This window comes from Kitasatospora sp. NPDC093558, assembly GCF_040683475.1.
Taxonomy (GTDB): domain Bacteria; phylum Actinomycetota; class Actinomycetes; order Streptomycetales; family Streptomycetaceae; genus Kitasatospora.
Window position 1 is genome coordinate 1 of sequence record NZ_JBFBDY010001385.1, and the last position, 1,067, is coordinate 1,067.

General features: G+C 74.5%; 1 protein-coding gene. It reads right to left on the reverse strand.

The genetic code is table 11. The annotated features are described in order from the left end of the window. Positions 1-891: beta-ketoacyl synthase N-terminal-like domain-containing protein (locus AB0O00_RS41200; protein ID WP_363659771.1), on the reverse strand; the 891-nt coding region annotated here is incomplete at its 3' end. Positions 892-1,067: the final 176 nt, after the last annotated feature.

Below are 1,067 nucleotides of genomic sequence, written 5' to 3' on the forward strand. Positions count from 1 at the left end.
GAGCCGGCGGGCGTCGCTCAGGCGCTCCAGGACGAGCAGGCCCACGCCCTCGGCCATGCCGAAGCCGTCCGCCTCGGCGGAGAACGCCTTGCAGCGCCCGTCCGGGGAGATCGCCCGCATCCGGCTGAACTCGACGAGCATCTCGGGCGTCGCCATGACGGTGGCCCCGCCGGCCAGGGCCAGCGAGCACTCCCCGGCGCGCAGCGCCTTCACCGCGAGGTGCACGGCGACCAGCGAGGACGAGCACGCGGTGTCGACCGAGACGGCCGGGCCCTCCAGGCCGAAGGCGTAGGAGAGGCGGCCGGAGGCGACGCTGGTGCCGTTGCCGCTGACCAGGTGGCCCTCGTAGCTCTCCGGCTCGGCCTGGAGGAGGCGCCAGTAGTCGTTGTACATCGCGCCGACGTACACGCCGGTGCGCGAGCCCTTCAGGCCGCGCGGGTCGATCCCGGCGCGCTCGAAGGCCTCCCAGGAGACCTCCAGCAGCAGCCGGTGCTGCGGGTCCATGCCGGTCGCCTCGCGCGGGCTGATGCCGAACAGCAGCGGGTCGAACTCCGTGGCGCCGCTGAGGAACCCGCCCTCCAGGGTGTAGCTGTGGCCGAGCGCGTCGGCGTCCTGCGCGTACAGCTCGCCGGGGTTCCAGCCGCGGTCGCCGGGCACGTCCGACACGGCGTCGCGGCCGTCGAGCAGCAGCTGCCACAGCTCCTCGGGGGAGGTGACCCCGCCGGGGTAGCGGCAGCCCATGGCGACGACGGCGATCGGCTCCCGGCGGGCCTGCTCCAGGTCCTGGAGGCGCTGACGGGTGGCGGCGAGCTCCATGGTGACGCGCTTGAGGTACTCCGCGAGCTTGGCGTCGGTCGGCCGGGTGGCCGCGGGCCTGGCGTCGTTCGGCATGGTCGAGTCCTTCGTGTGTGCGGGAGGTGTGGGCGTGGCGGTCACGGCGTCAGACCCCCAGCTCCTGGTCGATGAAGGCGAGCACCTCGTCGACGTCGGCGTCGGCCAGGTGGGCGGCCTCGGCGGGCTGCTCGGCGGGGGCGACCCTGGCCAGCAGCGCGCGCAGCCGCTCGACG